Source organism: Aeromicrobium sp. REDSEA-S32_B7, assembly GCF_001626145.1.
GTDB classification, from domain to species: domain Bacteria; phylum Actinomycetota; class Actinomycetes; order Propionibacteriales; family Nocardioidaceae; genus Aeromicrobium; species Aeromicrobium erythreum.
Map to the genome: position 1 here is coordinate 1 of NZ_LUNF01000305.1, position 2,831 is coordinate 2,831.

Below are 2,831 nucleotides of genomic sequence, written 5' to 3' on the forward strand. Positions count from 1 at the left end.
ACCCAGGCCACGACGCCGCCGGCGACGTGGACGGCGTCCTTGAAGCCGGCGCCCTTGAGGACGGCGAGGGCCTCGGCGGAGCGGACGCCCGACTTGCAGTGCAGCACGATCTGCTTGTCGTCGGGGAGCTCCGAGAGCGCCTTGCCGTTGAGGAAGTCGCCCTTGGGGATGAGGATCGAGCCGGGGATGTGGTTGATGTCGCGCTCGACCGGCTCTCGGACGTCGACGAGCACGAAGTCGCGTCCGCCGTCGCCCCGCTCCTTCAGCCACCCGTCGAGCTGGGCGACGGAGATCGTCGACCCGGCCGCGGCGTCAGCGGCCTCGTCGCTGATCGCACCGCAGAACGCCTCGTAGTCGCTGAGCAGCTCGGTCGGCAGCTCGCCCTCGGGGTCGCGCTGGATCTTCAGCGTCGTATACCGCATCTCGAGTGCGTCGTAGACCATCAGACGGCCGATGAGCGGGTCGCCGATGCCGGTGATCAGCTTGATCGCCTCGGTGACCATGATCGACCCGATCGACGCGCACAGGACGCCGAGCACGCCGCCCTCGGCGCACGACGGGACCATGCCGGGCGGCGGCGGCTCCGGGTAGAGGTCGCGGTACTGCGGCCCCTCCTGCGCCCAGAAGACCGACACCTGGCCCTCGAAGCGGTAGATCGAGCCCCACACGTACGGCTTGCCGAGGATCACGGCGGCGTCGTTGACGAGGTAGCGCGTGGCGAAGTTGTCGGTGCCGTCGACGATGAGGTCGTACTGGCTGAAGATGTCGAGGACGTTGTCGTTGTCCAGACGCGCCTCGTGCACGATCGTCTTCACGTACGGGTTGACCTCGGCGACCGACTCGGCGGCGCTGACGGCCTTGGGCCGGTCGATGTCGGACTGTCCGTGGATGACCTGGCGCTGCAGGTTCGACTCGTCGACGACGTCGTCGTCGATGATGCCGAGCGTGCCGACGCCGGCGGCCGCGAGGTACAGCAGGGCCGGCGAGCCGAGCCCGCCCGCGCCGATCACGAGCACCTTGGCGTTCTTGAGCCGCTTCTGCCCGTCCATCCCGACGTCGGGGATGATCAGGTGCCGGCTGTAGCGACGGACCTCGTCGATGGTCAGTTCGTCGGCGGGTTCCACGATGGGGGCGACCACGGCTGCTCCTCGCAGTGACGGTGAAGGGGACGTCCGGCACAACGCCGGTCGTGTCGTCCATTGTTCCCCGACCGTCCGACATGCGGTACCGACGTCCGTCCCGTGGACGCCTCGCGCCGACACGGGGTGCTCGCCGACGAGCGTGTGGGGACCGGGCACTAGGCTGTGCGGGTGAGCGAGACCCCGATCCTGCGCACGCGCGCCGGCCGACTGCCGCGCCGCGCCCGCCGCGCCCAGCTGCTGGAGGTCGCACTCGAGGTCTTCGTCGAGCAGGGCTACCACGCCGCGTCGATGGACGAGATCGCCGAGCGCGCGGGCGTCTCCAAGCCGGTCGTGTACCAGCACTTCCCCGGCAAGCTCGACCTCTACCTGGCGCTGCTGGAGTCCTCCTGCGACGAGGTCGTCGACGACATCAAGCGCGCCCTCGCCTCCACGCAGGACAACCGTCACCGCGTCGAGGCGACGATGCAGCTCTGGTACCAGTACGTCGCCGACCAGGGCGCGGCGTTCCGGCTGGTCTTCGAGTCCGACCTGACCAACGACCCCGACGTGCGCGAGCAGGTCGACCGGGTCGTGCGCGAGTCGGCGCTGGCGATCGCCGAGGTCATCCGCGAGGACACCGGCCTGCCGCAGGACGCCGCCTACCTCCTCGCCGTGAGCCTGGTCGGCATGGGCCACGTCGGCGCCCGCAACTGGCTGGCCGAGGCGTCGTCGCTGTCGCAGCAGGACGCCGTGCGTCTCGTCGGGCGGCTCGCCTGGCGGGGCATCGGCGGGTTCCCGCGCGACGTCACCGACGCCGACGGCGCCGAGTAGCCCCTTCTCCCACCCGCCCAACCGCACGTCAGAGAGGACCGACCATGGAGGTCAAGATCGGCGTCCAGAACGCCGCCCGCGAGCTGTCCGTCGAGACCAGCGAGGCGCCCGACACGGTGCTCGCGAAGCTCGACTCCGCGCTGAAGGACGAGACCGTCTTCAGCCTCACCGACGACAAGGACCGCACGGTCGCCGTGCCGGCCGACAAGGTCGCCTACCTGTACTTCGTCGCCGACACCGGCCGCAAGGTCGGCTTCGGCGCGGTCACGCAGGAGAACTGAGGTCCTCGGCTCGCGGGTGCTGCCACGCGGTGGCACCCGCAGCCCCGGCCTAGGCTCGCACCCGTGACCTTCGCAGGCTTTCCCGTCGCCGCGCTCGACTTCTACGACGACCTCGAGGTCGACAACACGAAGACGTTCTGGGAGGAGCACCGGCACGTCTACGACGAGGCCGTCAAGGCGCCGATGGTCGCGCTCACGGCGGCGCTGGAGGACGAGTTCGGACCCGCCAAGATCTTCCGGCCCTACCGCGACGTCCGGTTCGCGAAGGACAAGACGCCGTACAAGACGCACCAGGGGGCGTTCGTAGCCGTCGCCCCGTCGACCGGCTACTACGTGCAGGTCGGCGCGCCCGGCGTGCGCACCGGCGTCGGGTTCTACCAGGCCCCGCCGGCGCGGCTGGCGTCGTTCCGGGAGGCCGTGGACCACGAGACGTTCGGGGTGGGGCTGCAGCGGATCCTCGGCCGGGTCGAGCGCCAGGGCTGGACGGTCGGGGGCGACGCGGTGAAGACCGCTCCGCGCGGCTGGTCGGCCGACCACCCCCGCATCGACCTCCTGCGGCACCGCTCGCTGACGCTCGGTCGCGAGCACGGGTTCGCCC

The 2,831-nt window shown here is 70.6% G+C and carries 4 protein-coding genes; 3 read left to right on the top strand and 1 reads right to left on the bottom strand.

Translation table 11 applies throughout. The annotated features are described in order from the left end of the window. Positions 1 to 1,127, bottom strand: a 1,127-nt coding sequence (gene moeZ, locus A6Q79_RS17680) for an adenylyltransferase/sulfurtransferase MoeZ (RefSeq protein ID WP_369038030.1), incomplete at its 3' end; no start/stop codon positions are given. Between the two features lie 177 nt (positions 1,128 to 1,304). Between moeZ and A6Q79_RS17685 the strand changes: the two genes are divergently transcribed. The 3 genes from A6Q79_RS17685 to A6Q79_RS17695 all read left to right on the top strand — a co-directional run. Further along, the gene (locus A6Q79_RS17685; RefSeq protein WP_067855866.1) at positions 1,305 to 1,952 is read left to right on the top strand and encodes a TetR/AcrR family transcriptional regulator; all 648 of its coding nucleotides are present in this window, start codon (positions 1,305 to 1,307) and stop codon (positions 1,950 to 1,952) included. Between the two features lie 44 nt (positions 1,953 to 1,996). After that, the gene (locus A6Q79_RS17690; RefSeq protein ID WP_067855863.1) at positions 1,997 to 2,233 is read left to right on the top strand and encodes a DUF3107 domain-containing protein; all 237 of its coding nucleotides are present in this window, start codon (positions 1,997 to 1,999) and stop codon (positions 2,231 to 2,233) included. A gap of 63 nt (positions 2,234 to 2,296) precedes the next feature. After that, a partial coding sequence (locus A6Q79_RS17695) for a DUF2461 domain-containing protein (RefSeq protein ID WP_317698883.1) occupies positions 2,297 to 2,831 on the top strand: 535 nt, incomplete at its 3' end.